The 16,008-nt window shown below is 64.2% G+C and carries 20 protein-coding genes; 6 read left to right on the forward strand and 14 right to left on the reverse strand.

Annotation, left to right across the window (positions count from 1 at the left end):
- Positions 1–58: 58 nt before the first annotated feature.
- From coaA to hisB, 7 genes are all read right to left on the reverse strand, one after another.
- Positions 59–1,015 carry a type I pantothenate kinase gene (gene coaA, locus ACFDR6_RS06210; protein WP_212082881.1) on the reverse strand — a complete coding sequence of 319 codons (957 nt, stop codon included), beginning with the start codon at positions 1,013–1,015 and terminating at the stop codon, positions 59–61.
- Positions 1,016–1,035: 20 nt separating this feature from the next.
- Positions 1,036–1,362 (reverse strand): phosphoribosyl-ATP diphosphatase, encoded by a 327-nt coding sequence (locus tag ACFDR6_RS06215; RefSeq protein WP_212082877.1) that lies wholly within the window; start codon positions 1,360–1,362, stop codon positions 1,036–1,038.
- Between the two features lie 80 nt (positions 1,363–1,442).
- On the reverse strand, positions 1,443–2,216 hold the full coding sequence (gene hisF, locus ACFDR6_RS06220) for an imidazole glycerol phosphate synthase subunit HisF (protein ID WP_028133461.1): 774 nt from the start codon (positions 2,214–2,216) through the stop codon (positions 1,443–1,445).
- A 3-nt stretch (positions 2,217–2,219) separates the two neighbouring features.
- Entirely contained in the window at positions 2,220–2,963 is a 744-nt protein-coding gene (gene hisA / locus ACFDR6_RS06225; RefSeq protein ID WP_375857919.1) for a 1-(5-phosphoribosyl)-5-[(5-phosphoribosylamino)methylideneamino]imidazole-4-carboxamide isomerase, read from the reverse strand.
- Positions 2,960–3,610, reverse strand: coding sequence for an imidazole glycerol phosphate synthase subunit HisH (gene hisH, locus ACFDR6_RS06230; RefSeq protein WP_212082851.1), 651 nt, complete (start codon positions 3,608–3,610; stop codon positions 2,960–2,962). Before hisH ends, hisA begins: the two co-directional genes overlap by 4 nt.
- Entirely contained in the window at positions 3,607–4,137 is a 531-nt protein-coding gene (locus ACFDR6_RS06235) for a DUF2628 domain-containing protein (protein WP_212082848.1), read from the reverse strand. Before ACFDR6_RS06235 ends, hisH begins: the two co-directional genes overlap by 4 nt.
- 67 nt (positions 4,138–4,204) lie before the next feature.
- The gene (gene hisB / locus ACFDR6_RS06240; RefSeq protein WP_212082845.1) at positions 4,205–4,798 is read right to left on the reverse strand and encodes an imidazoleglycerol-phosphate dehydratase HisB; all 594 of its coding nucleotides are present in this window, start codon (positions 4,796–4,798) and stop codon (positions 4,205–4,207) included.
- Between the two features lie 198 nt (positions 4,799–4,996).
- On the opposite strand from hisB, the gene hslV reads away from it, so the two are divergent.
- The 5 genes from hslV to ACFDR6_RS06265 all read left to right on the forward strand — a co-directional run bounded on the left by hslV (position 4,997) and on the right by ACFDR6_RS06265 (position 9,256).
- On the forward strand, positions 4,997–5,557 hold the full coding sequence (gene hslV, locus ACFDR6_RS06245; RefSeq protein ID WP_375857763.1) for an ATP-dependent protease subunit HslV: 561 nt from the start codon (positions 4,997–4,999) through the stop codon (positions 5,555–5,557).
- A 92-nt stretch (positions 5,558–5,649) separates the two neighbouring features.
- Complete coding sequence (locus ACFDR6_RS06250) at positions 5,650–6,132, forward strand: GNAT family N-acetyltransferase (protein WP_212084553.1); 483 nt, start codon at positions 5,650–5,652, stop codon at positions 6,130–6,132.
- Positions 6,129–6,746, forward strand: a complete 618-nt coding sequence (locus ACFDR6_RS06255; protein WP_212082820.1) for a DUF2585 domain-containing protein — start codon at positions 6,129–6,131, stop codon at positions 6,744–6,746. Before ACFDR6_RS06250 ends, ACFDR6_RS06255 begins: the two co-directional genes overlap by 4 nt.
- A 52-nt stretch (positions 6,747–6,798) precedes the next feature.
- Positions 6,799–8,103: an ATP-dependent protease ATPase subunit HslU gene (gene hslU / locus ACFDR6_RS06260; protein ID WP_212082817.1), complete on the forward strand. Its 1,305-nt coding sequence runs from the start codon at positions 6,799–6,801 to the stop codon at positions 8,101–8,103.
- Between the two features lie 28 nt (positions 8,104–8,131).
- Positions 8,132–9,256 (forward strand): hypothetical protein, encoded by a 1,125-nt coding sequence (locus tag ACFDR6_RS06265; RefSeq protein ID WP_375857764.1) that lies wholly within the window; start codon positions 8,132–8,134, stop codon positions 9,254–9,256.
- Here ACFDR6_RS06265 and ACFDR6_RS06270 read toward each other — a convergent pair.
- The 3 genes from ACFDR6_RS06270 to ACFDR6_RS06280 are packed head-to-tail and all read right to left on the reverse strand — an operon-like array spanning position 9,253 to position 12,123.
- On the reverse strand, positions 9,253–9,855 hold the full coding sequence (locus ACFDR6_RS06270; protein WP_212082811.1) for a Smr/MutS family protein: 603 nt from the start codon (positions 9,853–9,855) through the stop codon (positions 9,253–9,255). The genes ACFDR6_RS06265 and ACFDR6_RS06270 overlap by 4 nt on opposite strands.
- On the reverse strand, positions 9,852–11,438 hold the full coding sequence (mltA, locus tag ACFDR6_RS06275; protein ID WP_375857765.1) for a murein transglycosylase A: 1,587 nt from the start codon (positions 11,436–11,438) through the stop codon (positions 9,852–9,854). Before mltA ends, ACFDR6_RS06270 begins: the two co-directional genes overlap by 4 nt.
- A complete protein-coding gene (locus ACFDR6_RS06280) occupies positions 11,416–12,123 on the reverse strand; it encodes a Tim44/TimA family putative adaptor protein (protein ID WP_375857766.1) in 708 nt (235 codons plus the stop codon). The genes mltA and ACFDR6_RS06280 overlap by 23 nt, the downstream gene beginning before the upstream one ends.
- 409 nt (positions 12,124–12,532) lie before the next feature.
- Between ACFDR6_RS06280 and secB the strand changes: the two genes are divergently transcribed.
- A complete protein-coding gene (gene secB / locus ACFDR6_RS06285; RefSeq protein ID WP_375857767.1) occupies positions 12,533–13,021 on the forward strand; it encodes a protein-export chaperone SecB in 489 nt (162 codons plus the stop codon).
- 7 nt (positions 13,022–13,028) lie between these two features.
- Here the strand turns inward: secB and dnaQ are convergent, their stop codons facing one another.
- The 4 genes from dnaQ to ACFDR6_RS06305 are packed head-to-tail and all read right to left on the reverse strand — an operon-like array spanning position 13,029 to position 15,866.
- Complete coding sequence (gene dnaQ / locus ACFDR6_RS06290; protein ID WP_375857768.1) at positions 13,029–13,745, reverse strand: DNA polymerase III subunit epsilon; 717 nt, start codon at positions 13,743–13,745, stop codon at positions 13,029–13,031.
- A 41-nt stretch (positions 13,746–13,786) separates the two neighbouring features.
- A complete protein-coding gene (coaE, locus tag ACFDR6_RS06295; RefSeq protein WP_375857769.1) occupies positions 13,787–14,386 on the reverse strand; it encodes a dephospho-CoA kinase in 600 nt (199 codons plus the stop codon).
- Between the two features lie 23 nt (positions 14,387–14,409).
- The gene (locus ACFDR6_RS06300; protein ID WP_375857770.1) at positions 14,410–15,018 is read right to left on the reverse strand and encodes a Maf family nucleotide pyrophosphatase; all 609 of its coding nucleotides are present in this window, start codon (positions 15,016–15,018) and stop codon (positions 14,410–14,412) included.
- A gap of 8 nt (positions 15,019–15,026) precedes the next feature.
- Positions 15,027–15,866: a pyruvate, water dikinase regulatory protein gene (locus tag ACFDR6_RS06305; RefSeq protein WP_212082778.1), complete on the reverse strand. Its 840-nt coding sequence runs from the start codon at positions 15,864–15,866 to the stop codon at positions 15,027–15,029.
- Positions 15,867–16,008: the final 142 nt, after the last annotated feature.

The raw sequence follows: 16,008 nt of genomic DNA on the forward strand, positions 1-16,008 counted from the left end.
CTGCCGGTCTGCAACAAAAGATACCTAGCTCGAAGCAGCCAGCACGTTCACGACGCGATCAGAGCCGTCTGAGCGCCACGCTCTCCACCGTGTGGTCGGCCCCCTTCTTCAGGATCAGCGTCGCGCGGGGGCGGGTCGGCAGAATGTTGTCCTCGAGATTGGCGAGGTTGGTGCGCTCCCAGATCGCGATCGCCGTGGCGGTGGCCTCCTCGTCCGACAGCAAAGCGTAGCGGTTGAAATAGGATTTCGGGTTGGTGAAAGCGGTGTCGCGCAGCGCCAGAAAGCGCTTGATGTACCATTGCCGCAGCGCCGCCTCGTCCGCGTCGATATAGACCGAGAAATCGAAGAAGTCGGAGACGACGGGCACCGCCTTGCCGTCACGCGGCAGTTTGCCGGTTTGCAGAACGTTGACGCCCTCGACGACCAGGATGTCGGGCTGGTCGACCTCCGCCCACTGGTTCGGCACGATGTCGTAGGTCAGATGCGAATAGACCGGCGCACGCACATGACGGCGGCCGGACTTGATGTCGGAAAGGAAGCTGAGCAGCAGCGGCAGGTCGTAGCTCTCCGGAAAGCCCTTCTTCTGCATGATGCCCTGCCGCTCGAGCACGGCGTTGGGATAGAGGAATCCGTCGGTCGTGATCAGTTCGACCTTCGGCCGGGGCGACCAGCGCGCCAGCAGCGCCTGAAGCACGCGGGCCGTGGTGGACTTCCCGACCGCGACCGAACCGGCGACGCCGATGATGTAGGGTACCTTGCGGTCGCGAATGTCGAGGAATTGGCGCTCGGCGTAATACAGGCGCTGCATCGCGTCGACGTAGATCGAGAGCAGGCGCGACAACGGAAGGTAGATGTCCTCGACCTCCTGGAGATCGAGGCGGTCGTGCAGCGAGCGCAGCCGGTCGAACTCGCCCGGCTCCAGCGTCATCGGCGTATCGTCGCGCAGCCGCGACCACTCCTCGCGCGTATAGACGCGGTACGGATTATACTGCTGCTCGGGTGCGCGGATATCCATGACGCGACCTCTCCACTCGGCTAGTTGCCGCCCTTGCGCGACGCCTTCTCTTCCAGGCCCGACATCGTCGTTCGCTTCTCGAGCGCCGCCTCGACCTCTTCCAGCTTTACGCCGCGGGCCTTGAGCAACACAAGGAAATGGTAGAGCAGGTCGGCGCTCTCGGCGACCAGATGCGCGCGATCGTTTTCGACTGCTGCGATTACGGTTTCGACTGCTTCCTCGCCGAACTTCTTGGCGCAATGCTCGGCGCCCTTGTCCAGAAGCTTGCGGGTATAGGAGGTCTCGCCATCGGCGGCGGCGCGGGCGTCGATGGTCTCGGCCAGATCGTGGATCGTGAAGCGCGGCATGCAATCTACTCGGAAAACGCGATCCGGCCGTACGAGCCGGTCCCCACCGGCTCGTGTAGCACTTTTATGAACGGGAGTCGTCAGGCATCGAGGCGCATGGGTAGTCCGCGCCGGGCCATGTGCTCCTTGGCTTCACGGATGGTGAATTCCCCGAAGTGGAAGATCGAGGCGGCCAGCACCGCCGTCGCGTGCCCGTCGCGGATACCGTCGACGAGGTGGTCGAGATTGCCGACGCCGCCCGAGGCGATCACCGGAACGGGAACGCTGTCCGCGATCGCCCGGGTCAACGGGATGTCGAATCCTTGCCTCGTGCCGTCGCGATCCATCGAGGTCAGCAGGATCTCACCGGCGCCGAGCGCGACGACTTCCTGGGCATATTCGATGGCGTCGATGCCGGTCGAATTGCGGCCGCCATGGGTGAAGATTTCCCAGCGGTCGCCGCCCGGGCGCTTCACCCGCTTGGCATCGATCGCAACCACGACGCATTGTTCACCGAATTTCTCAGCCGCTTCCTTGACGAACTCGCGCCGCGACACCGCCGCGCTGTTGATCGAGACCTTGTCGGCCCCGGCGCGCAGCAGCGTCTTGATGTCGTTGACCTCACGCACGCCACCACCGACGGTGACGGGCATGAAGCAGGCCTCCGCCGTGCGGCGGACCACGTCCAGCATGATGCCGCGATTCTCGTGGGTCGCGGTGATGTCGAGAAAAGTGAGCTCATCGGCGCCGGCCGCGTCATAGGCGATCGCGGCTTCGACGGGGTCGCCGGCGTCACGCAGATCGACGAAGTTGACGCCCTTGACGACGCGACCGTCCTTGACGTCGAGGCAGGGGATCACGCGCACCTTGAACATGTGTCAGCTCCCAGGCGCGCGTGCGCTGCGGATCAGAGTGAGCGCGGCAGTAGGATCGAGCCGGCCGTCGTAAAGCGCGCGGCCCGCGATCGCGCCGGCGAGTTTTTTGGCGCGCGGCGTCAGCATCGCCTTGACGTCCTCGATCGAGGCGAGACCGCCGGAGGCGATCACCGGAATCGAGATGCTGTCCGCCAGCGCAATGGTCGCATCCAGGTTCAAGCCCTTGAGCAGGCCGTCGCGCGCGATGTCGGTGAAGATGATCGCGGCGACGCCGGCGTCCTCGAAACGCTGCGCGATCTCGAGCACCGTCACCTGCGAGGTCTCCGCCCAGCCTTCGACCGCGACCTTGCCGTCGCGCGCATCGAGCCCGACCGCGACACGGCCGGGGAATTTCTTCGCCGCAGCCTTCACCAGCTCGGGATCGCGCACTGCGGCGGTGCCGATGATGACGCGGGTGATGCCCTTGTCGAGCCACGCCTCGACGGTTTTGAGATCGCGGATGCCGCCGCCGAGCTGCACCGGAATCTTGATCGTCTTCAGCATGGCCTCGACAGCCCCAGCATTCACCGGCTTGCCGGCAAAGGCACCGTCGAGGTCGACGACGTGGAGATACTCAAAACCCTGCTCGGCAAAGCTCTGCGCCTGCGCGGCGGGATTGAGATTGAACACGGTCGCGCGCGCCATGTCGCCCTGCTCGAGGCGCACGCATTGGCCGTTCTTGAGGTCGATCGCGGGAAAGAGGATCACGGTTTCCATCGCAAGAAGTTCGAGATCAGAGCGAGGCCAAAGCGCTGGCTCTTCTCGGGGTGAAACTGCGTGCCGATGGCGGTGTCCTTGCCGACGATCGCGGTGACAGGTCCGCCGTAATCGGCGCGCGCGAGCACGTCCGCCTCGCTGGCGGGGTTGAGGTGGTAGGAGTGCACGAAATAGGCGTGCTGGCCCTTGGGGCCGAGCGGCAGCTTGTTCAACACCGGATGCTCCCTGAGCACCTCGAGCGTATTCCAGCCCATATGCGGGATCTTCAGGCTCTCGTCGCGCGGCGTGATCTTCTCGACGTCGCCGCCGATCCAGTTCAGGCCTTCGGTGATGACATGCTCCTTGCCGCGGCTCGCCATCAACTGCATGCCGACGCAGATGCCGAAGAACGGCCGCGCCTTGACGCGCACCGCTTCGGTGATCGCCTCGACCATGCCGTTGACGGCATCCAGCCCGCGACGGCAATCGGCGAACGCGCCGACGCCCGGAAGCACCAGACGATCGGCGCCATAGGCCTGGTCCGGATCGCTGGTGACAAAGACCTTCTGCGGATCTTCCAGGCTGCGCGCGGCGCGCTCGAAGGCCTTCGCGGCGGAATGCAGGTTGCCGGAACCGTAATCGATGATGGCGACGCTCATCTTGACCCTCCCGGTTCTGGAAATAATCCAATGATGCCGCCGGCCGGAATGGGCGGCGGGCTCGAGAATTGCTGACCCGGTGTGTTGCGGGTCGGCGGCGGGCCGCCGCGATCGACGGCCCATTGATCGTTGACGATGCCGTGCTGCTTCTGGCTCCAGCGCTCGAAGAAGCGGCGCTCGGCTGTGTCCTCGTCGTCGGCCACCACGACGTCGAGCTGCCGCCATTTGCCGCGCGACAGCGTCCAGCGACGCAGGCTCGAGGCCTCCAAACCCATCAGCAGCGCGACGATGAGATCGGCGAAGAAGATCGAGCCGCGTCCGACACCGAGGCTGGACAGCCCCACATTGAACGCGGCCACGAAGATCAGATAGCCGATCAGCGCCAGCCACAGCCGGTTCCACAGCAACCAGAACGGGCCGAAGATCATCGCCCAGAAATGAAAGCCGTCGCGCACGAACACGAACTTGTCGGTCGCGCGCAGATCGGCTCCAGCGGGGGAGGGAGCATGAACTGTGTAGACAGGCATGGTGCTGCCCCGTTCTTAGGGATTCAGTGATACCGCAAGCGGCGCGTGCCGCCGCTGGCCGGAGACGTCAGCCGCCGAGCGAGCCCTTGGTGGACGGGATCTCGCCCGCAGCCTTCGGATCGATCGCGACCGCGGTGCGCAGCGCCCGCGCCAGACCCTTGAAGCAGGACTCGGCGATATGGTGGCTGTTATCGCCATATAGGGTCTCGACGTGGAGAGTCACGCCGGCGTTGATGGCGAAGGCCTGGAACCACTCGCGCACCAGCTCGGTGTCGAACTCACCGATCTTGTCGCGGGGGAAGTCGGCCTTGAACACCAGGAACGGACGGCCCGAGATGTCGATAACCACGCGCGACAGCGTCTCGTCCATGGGCATGTGCACGCCGGCATAGCGGGTGATGCCCGCCATGTTGCCGAGCGCCTGCCTGACCGCCTGGCCGAGCGCGATGCCGGTGTCTTCGGTGGTATGGTGATGATCAATGTGCAGGTCGCCCACCGCCTTGACCGTGAGGTCGATGCGGGAATGGCGGGCGAGGAGATCGAGCATATGGTCGAAAAAGCCGATGCCGGTCGCGATATTCGACACGCCGGTGCCATCGAGGTTCACGGTGACCTCGATGTCGGTTTCCTTGGTCTTGCGCTTGATCGTCGCGGTGCGCATTGAAGGCTTTCGCTGGGGTTTTGGGCCTGAAACGCCAGTCTATTAACAGCCAAATGCCCCCTTCGCTACTGCGGGAACGGCTGGCGGGGCCTCTACTTCTGCCTATGGTGAGTGAAATTCGGCCCGGAACGGCCCGTTGTGCGCCAGTTGTCCCTTTGGCCCCGACCGCCTAAATCAGGCCGGACAACGAGGTACTTCATGCACGACTCCCAGAACAGCTCCCCGGGCTGGCACGGCACCACGATTTTGACGGTCCGCAAGGGCGGCAAGGTGGTGGTCGGCGGCGACGGCCAGGTCTCGATCGGCCAGACCGTGATCAAGTCCAACGCCAAGAAGGTCCGAAAGCTGGGCAAGGGCGACGTGATCGGCGGCTTTGCCGGCGCGACCGCCGACGCCTTCACCCTCTTCGAGCGCTTGGAAGCCAAGCTCGAGCAATATCCGGGGCAGCTGACCCGGGCCGCGGTGGAGCTGGCCAAGGACTGGCGCACCGATCGCTATTTGCGGCGGCTGGAGGCCATGATGATCGTGGCCGACAAGGACGTCTCCCTGGTGCTGACAGGCACCGGCGACGTGCTGGAGCCCGAGGCCGGCGTGATGGCGATCGGCTCCGGCGGCAATTACGCACTGGCGGCGGCCCGGGCCCTGCTCGACACCGACAAGGACGCCGAGACCATCGTCCGCCGCTCCATGGACATCGCCGCGGATATTTGCGTCTACACCAACCGGAATTTGACGATCGAGAGCCTGGCGACGGGGTAGGACCGACCTGTGACTGAATGGCGGCGCTCCGGGCTGGCTGTAGCCTCTCGCGCTTGCGGGAGAGGGAGCGCAGCACCGCCGTGGCCGATAGAATGACCCCCACCTACACCTTCCGCCCGATGACCCCGGTCGACATGCCGCTGATCCGGCGCTGGCTGGCCGCGCCACATGTCGCCGAATGGTGGCATGATCCGGAGACGCTCGCGTTCGTCGGCGGCGACCTCGATCATCCTGACCTGGCGCAGTTCATTGTCAGCCTTGATGGCCGGTCTTTCGCCTATCTGCAGTGCTACCAGATCGGCGATTGGCACGTCAGCTTCGGCCCGCAGCCGGTGGGTACCCGCGGCCTCGATCAGTTCATCGGCGAAGCCGACATGCTCGGATGCGGCCACGGCTCCGCTTTCATCCGTGCCTTCATCGACCAGCTCTTTGCCTGCGGCGTGCCTCGCATCGTGATCGACCCCAGCCCCGCCAATCCGCGTGCAATTCGTGCCTATGAGAAAGCCGGATTCGTGCCGCAGCACGAGATTGTCACGCCCGATGGCCCCGCACTCCTGATGATCCGAGACAGATGACGCTTGCCGCGACCCCCACCGCCAAGACCGCATTTCCGCCGCTCGCCTGGGTCGGAATCGCGCTGCTGCTGCTGGCGCTTCAGGCCTCGATCCTGCTTGCGATGGGGCGGGTACCGATCTGCACCTGCGGCACTGTCAAGCTGTGGCACGGCGTGGTGAACAGCTCGGAAAATTCCCAGCACATCGCCGACTGGTACACCTTCTCGCACGTGCTGCACGGCTTCCTGTTCTACGGCCTGACCTGGCTGCTGTTCGCGCGACTGCCTTTCCTGTCTCTCTCCTGGCCAGCCCGCCTGATCGTCGCGATGCTGATCGAAGGTGCCTGGGAGATCGTCGAGAACTCGCCCTTCATCATCGAGCGCTACCGCGCCGGCACGATCTCGCTGGATTATTTCGGCGACAGCATCGTCAATTCGGTCTCCGACAATCTGGCCATGGTGCTGGGGTTCCTCGCCGCGCGCATGCTGCCTGTGTCCGCGACCGTCCTGCTCGGGCTCGCCTTCGAGATCATGCTGGCGCTCCACATTCGCGACAATCTGACGCTCAATATCCTGATGCTGATCCATCCGATCGAGGCGGTGAAGCAATGGCAATCCGGCCCGCCGATCATCTAACAGCCGAAAAACCGGCTTGTCCTGGCCCGCAACTGACCCTAGCTAAGGTCCCATGACAGACTTCTCTCCCCGTGAAATCGTTTCCGAACTCGACCGTTTCATCGTCGGCCAGGCCGATGCCAAGCGCGCCGTCTCGATCGCGCTGCGTAACCGCTGGCGGCGGCAGCAGCTCACCGGCTCCTTGCGCGAAGAGGTGCTGCCGAAGAACATTCTGATGATCGGCCCCACCGGCGTCGGCAAGACCGAGATCGCGCGGCGACTGGCAAAACTGGCGAATGCGCCGTTCCTGAAGGTGGAAGCGACCAAATTCACCGAAGTCGGATATGTCGGCCGCGACGTCGAGCAGATCGTGCGCGATCTCGTCGAGGTTGCGATCGCCCAGGTCCGCGAGAAGAAGCGCAAGGACGTGCACGCTCGCGCGCAGCTCGCCGCCGAGGAGCGCGTGCTCGACGCGCTGGTCGGTGCCAATGCCAGCCCTGCGACGCGTGAATCCTTCCGCAAGAAGCTGCGCGCCGGCGAGCTCAACGACAAGGAAATCGAGGTCGAGACACAGTCGTCCGGCAGCGGCATGCCGATGTTCGAGATCCCGGGCATGCCGGGCGCGCAGATGGGTGCGATTTCGATCGGCGACATCTTCGGCAAGTTGGGGGGCCGCAGCAAGACACGGCGGTTGACGGTGGAGGGCTCGCACGAGATCCTCGTCAACGAAGAGTCCGACAAGCTGCTGGACACCGATCAGTTGACACTGGAGGCGATCAGCGCGGTCGAGAACAACGGCATCGTGTTCCTCGACGAGATCGACAAGATCTGCGCGCGTGACGGCCGCGTCGGCGGCGACGTCTCGCGCGAGGGCGTGCAGCGCGATCTGCTGCCCTTGATCGAGGGCACCACGGTCTCGACCAAGCACGGCGCGGTGAAAACCGACCACATCCTGTTCATCGCCTCGGGCGCCTTCCATGTCGCCAAGCCGTCCGACCTGTTGCCGGAATTGCAGGGCCGCCTGCCGATCCGCGTCGAATTGCAGGCGCTGACCCGCGACGACATGCGCCGCATCCTGACCGAGCCCGAGGCCTCGCTGATCAAGCAATATGTCGCCTTGATGCAGACCGAGGGCGTGACGCTCGACATCACCGACAGCGCCATCGACGCGCTCGCCGATGTCGCGGTCGCCGTGAACTCGACCGTCGAGAACATCGGCGCGCGGCGCCTGCAGACCGTGATGGAGCGGGTGCTGGACGACATCTCCTTCACCGCGCCCGACCGCAACGGCGAGACCGTCAAGGTCGATGCGGATTTCGTGCAGAAGCACGTCGGCGACCTCGCCAAGAACGCGGATCTGAGCCGGTTCATTTTGTAATTTCGGGCGGTCACGCTATTGATGCGGCGTGACCGTACGCATCCTGCAAAATCCCTGGCGCTTCCTGCTCGCGATCAACGCGGCGGTCATCATCGGCGTCTTCGTCCACAAGATCCAGCTTCCGCCCTACGTCCCCTACATTCACCTCCTCGTCGACTATCATTTCGGCTTCATCAAGCGCGCGTTGATCGGCGCTGCCGTCGCGCTGTTCACGGACAAGGTGCCGGTATGGTCCGTGTTCGCGATCGGCGGCGCAACGTGGCTGGTGACAGCAGGCCTTTACGCAAGGCTGTTTCAGAAGACGTTCGGCTTCACTGCGAAAACGTTGCCGCTGTTCGTCTTCATGGCGGGCTCGCCATTCTTTCTGAAGAACTTCATGCACACGCTCGGCCATTTCGACATTTATGGCTGCGCGCTAGCGCTCGTCCTGCTGCTGATGCCGGCGGGATCGCTGCTGTTTGTGGCTTTGGCTGCGCTGTTCTCGATCGTTCTCGTGCTGATCCACCACATTCACCTGCTGATGTATGTGCCGACGATCGTCACCATTGTCGTGATCAGGCACTATCTCGCTTACGGGCTCAATCGCGGTAACGTCACCGTCGGCATCCTCGCCTTGCTCACGGTCGCCGCGCTGTTCTTTGCCGCGCAATTCCTGGGAACGATGCCGATCCCGGAAGCGGATTTCGTCGCGTATCTGAAAACGCGCATGGCCGATCCATCCCGCACGGATCTGCTGCAATTCAGCTACATCTGGTACCAGCCGCTGGCGAAGGAGGTCTCGGACACCTGGGGGCGCCTGCCGCACAATATCCTCGGCGTGCCCGTCTTTGCGCTGCTGATCTGGCTGCATACGCCGCTGTGGCGCTATTTTTCGAAGCTCATCGGCGCGCTCGCCAGCGAGACGCACCGCCGCCTCGTGATCGCGGCGCTGATCGGAATCAGCCTCGCCTATGTCGTGATGTTCGCGATGGTGTTCGACTATTCCCGCTGGATCTCGAACTGGGCGGTCTGCATGTTCCTGATCCTGCATGCGGTGAAGATGCTGCCGGCTGCGCGCGAGATGTCGTTGATTCCGGTGGAGGATCGGAGCACCAACATCCTCGGCCTGATCCTCACGCTGATCCCGCGCGTCGGCATCATCCGGCCGTTCTAAACCCTCGCCCGCCTGATCCTCACATACAACGCTCCCTCGCCGCCGTGGCCGATATGCGCGGTCTCGAAGCCGACGACGAAGGTGCGGAATTCCGGCAGGCTCAGCCATTCCGGCACCAGGCGGCGCAGCACACCGCTTTCGCCGCCGCTGCGGCCCTTGCCGGTGATGACGAGGACGAAGGTCAGGCCGTCGTGATGGGCGCGGTGCAGGAATCCGGTCAGCGCGCGATGGGCGCGCGTCTGGGTCATGCCATGCAGATCGAGCCGCGCCTCGATCTCGCTGCGGCCACGCGAGAGTTTTGTCCGCTCGCGCTTGCTGAGCGGCGCCAGAGGCGGAACGGACGGCTTTGCGACGCGCAGCGCCGGTGCGGCGGCAACGGGGCGCAGCGATGGTGCCGGCCTCACGGCCGGAGCGACGGGCGAGGGTTCGCTGCCGGGCGCCGGCGGCGCCTTGATCACACCCTTTGCCGCGCGATGCTTCCTCAGCGGCTTGACCTGCTTTGCGACAGAGTCCCACAGCGCGTGCTCCTCCGCGCTCAGCGCGCGACGACGCGGCGAGGGGCGAGGCTCCAGCACGGGCGGACGGGACGATCGCTTCATTGCTGATCGGAACGACGATTCACGCGCTTGCGCTGTTCGCGGTCAGGCTTGATGTTGGGACGCGGCTCGGGCAACGGCACCGGGTTCGCCACCGCGACGGCGGCATCCTTGGCTTGTGGCTCGGCAGGCGAGGCCGCGCCGGCCTTGCTCGTCTCCCCCGGCTTCACGGCGGCCGCCGCGTTCTTCGGATCCTTGCTGGAATCTCTCGCGGGATCGGTTTGCGGAAACAGCTTTGCGATCTTCTCCGACGGCCGCGGATCCGGCACCGGCAACCGTGCAGCGCGCTTGGCGGGATCGAGGCTCTTCGGCACCAGCATCACGAATTGCATGGGATGGCGCAGCCGGCCGGAGACGCGGCCGGCCTCCTGGCCAGCGCCGAAAAAGAGATCGGCGCGCGCAGGGCCGATGATGGCCGAGCCGGTGTCTTGCGCGATCATCAACCGGCGGAACGGCGTCTTGGCCCGTTCGGACTCGATCGGCAGCTCGCCTTCAATGAAGAAGGGCGTGCCGTAGACATGCAGGGACTTGTCGACCGCGATCGAGCGTCCCGCGGTCAGTGGAATGCCCTGCGCGCCCACCGCCTCGTCCTTGTCGGAGAGATTGACCTCGCGGAAGAAGATGTAGGCGCGATTGGCGCGGCGCAGCTCCTTGGCGCCGTCAGGGTTTTGCGTCATCCATTCCCTGATCTTCTGCATCGACATCTCTTCCCTCGGGATGATGCCGCGCTCGATCAGGATGCGACCGACGGCCGTATAGGGATAGCCGTTATAGGCGTCGTAATTGAGCCGAACCGAGCTGCCGTCGTCGAACTTGATTCGCGCCGAACCCTGGATCTGCGCGAACAGGAGATCCGTCGGATCCTTCAGCCAGGCGATCTCCAGCCCGCGGCCGGCAATCTTGCCGTCCTCGATCTCGCCGCGATCGTAATAGGGCACCAGCTTGCGGCGGCCGATCTTGCGATAAACCGGGCCCTTGTTGGGCAGGCTGAGCGCGTCCTGCTTGTAGCCGCGCACGAACAGGTTGGACGGGCGGCGATAGACCGGAACGTTGTAGATCTCGGTCTGCGTGCGCGATCCCTCGAGCACCGGCTCGTAATAGCCGGTGACGAAGCCGTCAGGCTCGCCGAGACGGGAGATGCGCAGCGGTGCAAAATTCTCCTCGAAGAAGGTCTTGGCCTTGGCGTCGTCGGTGAGCTCGCGAGATTTGGCGAGCCGGCACGGCTCATTCAGCGAGCCCGCCAAGGCCTTCGGCTCGGCTGCGCCGGTCTGCGCATTGATCGTCCGACAGCTGGCGCGGAACGTCTTGTAGGCGGCGAGATGATTGTCATCGCCCCAGCCCTTCATGTCGGCCCAGGCCAGCGGCAGATATTGCGCGCCTGATATTTCGAACGGCAGCGGGAGCTGCGGATAGGGCAAGGCCCGCGGCGGAGCGGCAGGCAAATGCGGAAGATGATGGTGGTGGCTGCGATAGTGGCGGCGCGCCGCCTCGGCGCCGAGCGAAAACGACGACAGCGCGACGACACCTGCGCAAAGCGCGGTCGCGCTGGTCTTCAGAATGACCTTAATTCGCGCTTCCGGTGCCAACCAGCTTCCAGTTCGGATCGCGAGAGGTGATGTCGCGGGCGAAAGTCCAGATGTCGGTGATGTCGGCGACCGTATCGGCGCTGCCGTCGACGATGTTGCCTGTCTTGTCGCGCGTGGCGGAGATCATCTGCGAGACGAAGCGGATCGTGAGCTGGGCGGTACGGTCGCGCAGCTCGGCGCCGACGAGTTCGGCCTTGTCGATCGAGACGAAACGCGTCTCGGTCTTCTGCTCGTTCTTCTCGCGCTCCTTGATCGCAGCGTCGAAGCTCTCATAGACGTCCGACGACAACAGGTCGCGCAGCGCGCGGCGGTCGCCGTTGGCGAAGGCCAGCACGATCATCTCATAGGCGCCCTTGGCGCCCGAGATGAAATGGCGCGGGTCGAAGGTGGAATCCTTCTCGACGATGGCGTCGAGACCCTGCGCGAGCGGGGTGCCCGGCTCGGTGAGGCCCTTCCAGCGATCGGCAGGCGGGGTCGGCTCGGCCGTCGGCGCCAGCGGGGCCTGGTCGATCACCTTGCCCGGCATGGTCACGACGTTGTTGTCCTGGGTACCCCCCAGCGCATTGCGGGCGGCGGTTCGATCGAACGGCGGCCGCTCATTGCCGGTCCGCTGGCCAAGCACGCTGCGCAGCCGCAGAAAGATGAAGACCGCCAGCGCCAGGAAGATGATGGTATAGATGTCCACGTCGTATTCGCTTTCTGGTCTTTGGGTCTTCGCTCTGGGGTCGTCGCCGGGAAAATCAATCCGGCCAGTAGACCGTTCCATACGGGAACGGCAAGTCTACATCGCCTTCTTGGATCCGCGTGTCAGGTCCGTGGGATGTAGGCACGAAATCTTGCCGGGCCAATGGCGCCTTTTGGCACAGCGCCGAGTGTAGCGCGTTTTATGCTTAAGGGGAAACCCGATCCTGCCCGGAAATCGCGCATCTTCAATCGTTTAAGGCGCGATTTTGCGGAAAAGTCGGGGTAAACGTCGCGGTTGCGGGCGCGGCCCGAATTCCTCCTCCGGGACCGTTCGTCCTTGTGGAACGAGGCGGCCCTATGTTAGCCAACCGCCGCGAAATTCAGCCCAAATCGGGTAAGGAGAGACTCTCATGACCAACGGTAACGGCACCCCTCCCGAGGCGGCCCAGGCTCCCCAGCTCAACGTGCTGGCGCAATATACCAAGGACCTTTCGTTCGAAAACCCGAACGCGCCGAGCTCGCTCCAGCAGCAGAGCCAGCCGCCCCAGATCAACATCCAGATCAATGTCAGCGCCAACAATCTCAGCGAACACGAGTTCGAGGTGACCTTGTCGGTCGAGGGCAAGGCCGAGACCGCGGGCAAGCTCATGTTCTCGTTCGAGCTCGCCTATGCCGGCGTGTTCCGCATCGCCAACGTGCCGCAGGAGAATCTGCATCCGCTGGTCATGATCGAGTGCCCGCGCCTGCTGTTCCCTTTCGCCCGCGAAATCATCGCGACCGCGGTGCGCGACGGCGGGTTCCCGCCCCTGATGCTCGATCCGGTCGACTTCGTCGGCCTCTATCGCCAGAACATGGAGCGGCAAATGGCCGCTCAGGGTGGCCAGACCGGCCAGGCCTGAATCAAGGCTAGCCAGCCGGAGGGACAGCTGGAGCGGCGAGATACTCGTTCCAGATCGCCTTGTCGCCGAGCGTCGCAATGAAGGCCCGGTGGGCCTCGCGCTCGGCGTCCGAAGTTCGCGGCGCCAGCGGCACCAGGCGCTGCCGCCGCGGCGCATCGCCAGCCGCATTGACGCGAATCTCCTGAGCGTCCGACGCCAGAAGCAGCTGCGACTGCCGCGCCCCGACCAGATCGACATAGACCTCGGCCAGAAGCTCGGCGTCCAGCAGCGCGCCGTGCTTCGTACGGCGTGAATTGTCGATCGCGTAGCGCGAACAGAGATCGTCGAGCCGGTTGGACACGCCGGGATGCTTGCGACGCGCCAGCAGCAGCGTATCGACCAGGCGTTCGCGCGGAATCGCCGCACGCTTGATGCGATCGAGCTCGGCATTGATGAAGCCGATGTCGAACGAGGCGTTGTGGATCACCAGTGGCGCATCGCCGATGAATTCCAGAAACGCGTCGACGACCTCGTGGAACAGCGGCTTCGTCGCCAGGAATTCGGCCGACAGTCCATGCACCGCGAACGCTTCCGCCGGCATGTCTCTCTCGGGGTTGATATAGACGTGATACGTCTGCCCCGTCGGCATGCGGTTGAGCATCTCGACGCAGCCGATTTCGACCAGGCGATCGCCGCGAAGCGGATCGAGGCCGGTGGTTTCGGTGTCCAGAACGATTTCGCGCATGTCTTGATGTCAGAGTCGTGAGAGCCGAATGGGACGACGAATCAGGCTCGCCGCTGCGGCATCTTAACGACCTCGGCCAGGATGTGCGCGATTTGCGCGCGCACAGGCTCGAGTCCGTGCGACGTATCCACCACGAAATCGGCGCGCTTGCGCTTCTCGGCGTCCGGCGTCTGCTTGGCGATGATCGCGTCGAGCTTCGCTTCGTCCATGGTGCCGCGCGCCAGCACCCGCTCACGCTGGAGTTCCGGCGAGGTCGAGACCACGACCACGGCATCGACCCGCTTCTCGCCGCCGGTCTCGAACAGCAGCGGGATATCGAGAACCACGACCGGCGCCTTGGCCGCTTCCGCCTCGGCGAAGAACTTTTGCCGGGAGGCGCCGAGCATAGGATGAACGATCTGCTCGAGCTGCTTGATGGCGGCGGGATCGTGCACCACGCGCGCCGACAGTTTGGGCCGATCGACCTTGCCGTCCACTGTCGTGCCGGGAAAGGAGGCCTCGATCGCGGGGGCGGCTTCACCCTCATAGAGCTGATGCACGGCGGCGTCGGCATCGTAGACGGGCACACCGGCCTCCGCGAACAGTTTCGCGGTGGTGGATTTTCCCATCCCGATCGAGCCGGTCAGTCCCAGGATGCGCATCAGCCTACAGCCATATCCGTCATTTACACCGCAACTAGCCGCTCGCTGCGCAGGAACGCAAGCAGCCGCAGCAAAGGCAGGCCGAGAATGGTGAAATGGTCGCCTTCGATGCGCTCGAACAGATGGATGCCCAGCCCTTCAAGCTGATAGGCGCCGACGCTGGTCATGACGGCGTCGCCGGCGGCATCCAGATAGGCTGCAAGCTCGTCCTCGGTCATCTCGCGCATGGTCATGCGGGCGATCGAGACGTCTTCGAACACGATCTTGCCGTCATGCGCCACGGCCACCGCGGAATTCAGCTCGTGGCTGTTGCCGGCGAGATCACGCAATTGCGCCAAGGCCTGCGGACGGCCCGAGGGCTTGTTGAAGAGACGGTCGCCAAGAGCCAAAGTCTGATCGGCGCCGATCACGTAGCTCCCGGGATGATCGGCGCAGACCGCCTTGGCCTTTTCGCGCGCCAGCAGCAGAGCGATCTCCCGCGAACTCGACAGCGCTGAAGCGGCTTGAACACCGCGTTCATCGATATCAGCGGTGATGGCCTTGAACTCCAGCCCGGCATTGGCGAGCAGCATTTTTCGCGCGCTGCTCTGCGAGGCCAGGATCAACGGAGATTTGCCGAGCCACAGACCCATCGCGAAGACTATCCGGAAGGCCGGTTGCGCTGGCGATCACTGTAGAGCTTCATGATCGCCGCCGCTGTTTCCTCTATCGAGCGACGCGTGACGTCGAGCAGCGGCCAATCATGCTTGGCGCTGAGCTTGCGCGCAAAAGCCACTTCCTCGGTGACCGACTGCCTGTCGGTATAGGTGTCGTTGCCGGAGTCGGAGCCCATGGAGAGCAGGCGGTTCTGGCGGATCTGGATCAGGCGTTCCGGTGTCGCATGCAGGCTGACCACCAGCGGCCGGGTCAGCGTCTCCAATTGCGAAGGCACCGGAATGCCGGGAACCAGCGGCACGTTGGCGGTGCGGATGCCGCGATTGGCGAGATAGATCGACGTCGGCGTCTTCGAGGTGCGGGACACGCCGACCAGGACGACGTCGGCATCGTCGAGGCCTTCGACGTGCTGGCCGTCGTCGTGGATCATCGTGTAGTTCAGCGCGTCGATACGCTTGAAATATTCCGCGTTGAGAACGTGCTGAGCGCCGACGCGGCCTGTGGTCGCAGCCCCGAGATAGGCTTCGAACAGCTGCATCACCGGGCCGATGATCGACAGGCTCGGAACGTTGATCCCCTTGCACTTGTCCTCGAGCCTGGAGACCAGATCCTTCTCGAGCAGCGTGAACAGCACGATCCCCGGCGCTTCCTCGATCTCGTCGAGCACCCGATCGAGCTGCTTCTGGCTGCGCACCAGCGGATAGACATGCTCGACCGGCGTCACGTTGGCGTATTGGGCCGCGACCGCGCGCGCCACCGTGATCAGCGTCTCACCGGTGGAGTCGGAGACGAGGTGCAGATGGAAATAATTGTTCGAGGTTGGCACAAAAACTCTTTGTATGAAGGCGGTGTGGTTTGTGGATTTCTGTGGAGCTTAACCGCTCGGAAAGGGATGTGCGACACCAGGGTCGGGACAAGTGCCAATTTTCTTCACACCGCTGCCCGTCTGAACAAGTTCGCCGGCCTGT

It is taken from the genome of Bradyrhizobium tunisiense, from assembly GCF_042263385.1.
GTDB lineage: Bacteria > Pseudomonadota > Alphaproteobacteria > Rhizobiales > Xanthobacteraceae > Bradyrhizobium > Bradyrhizobium tunisiense.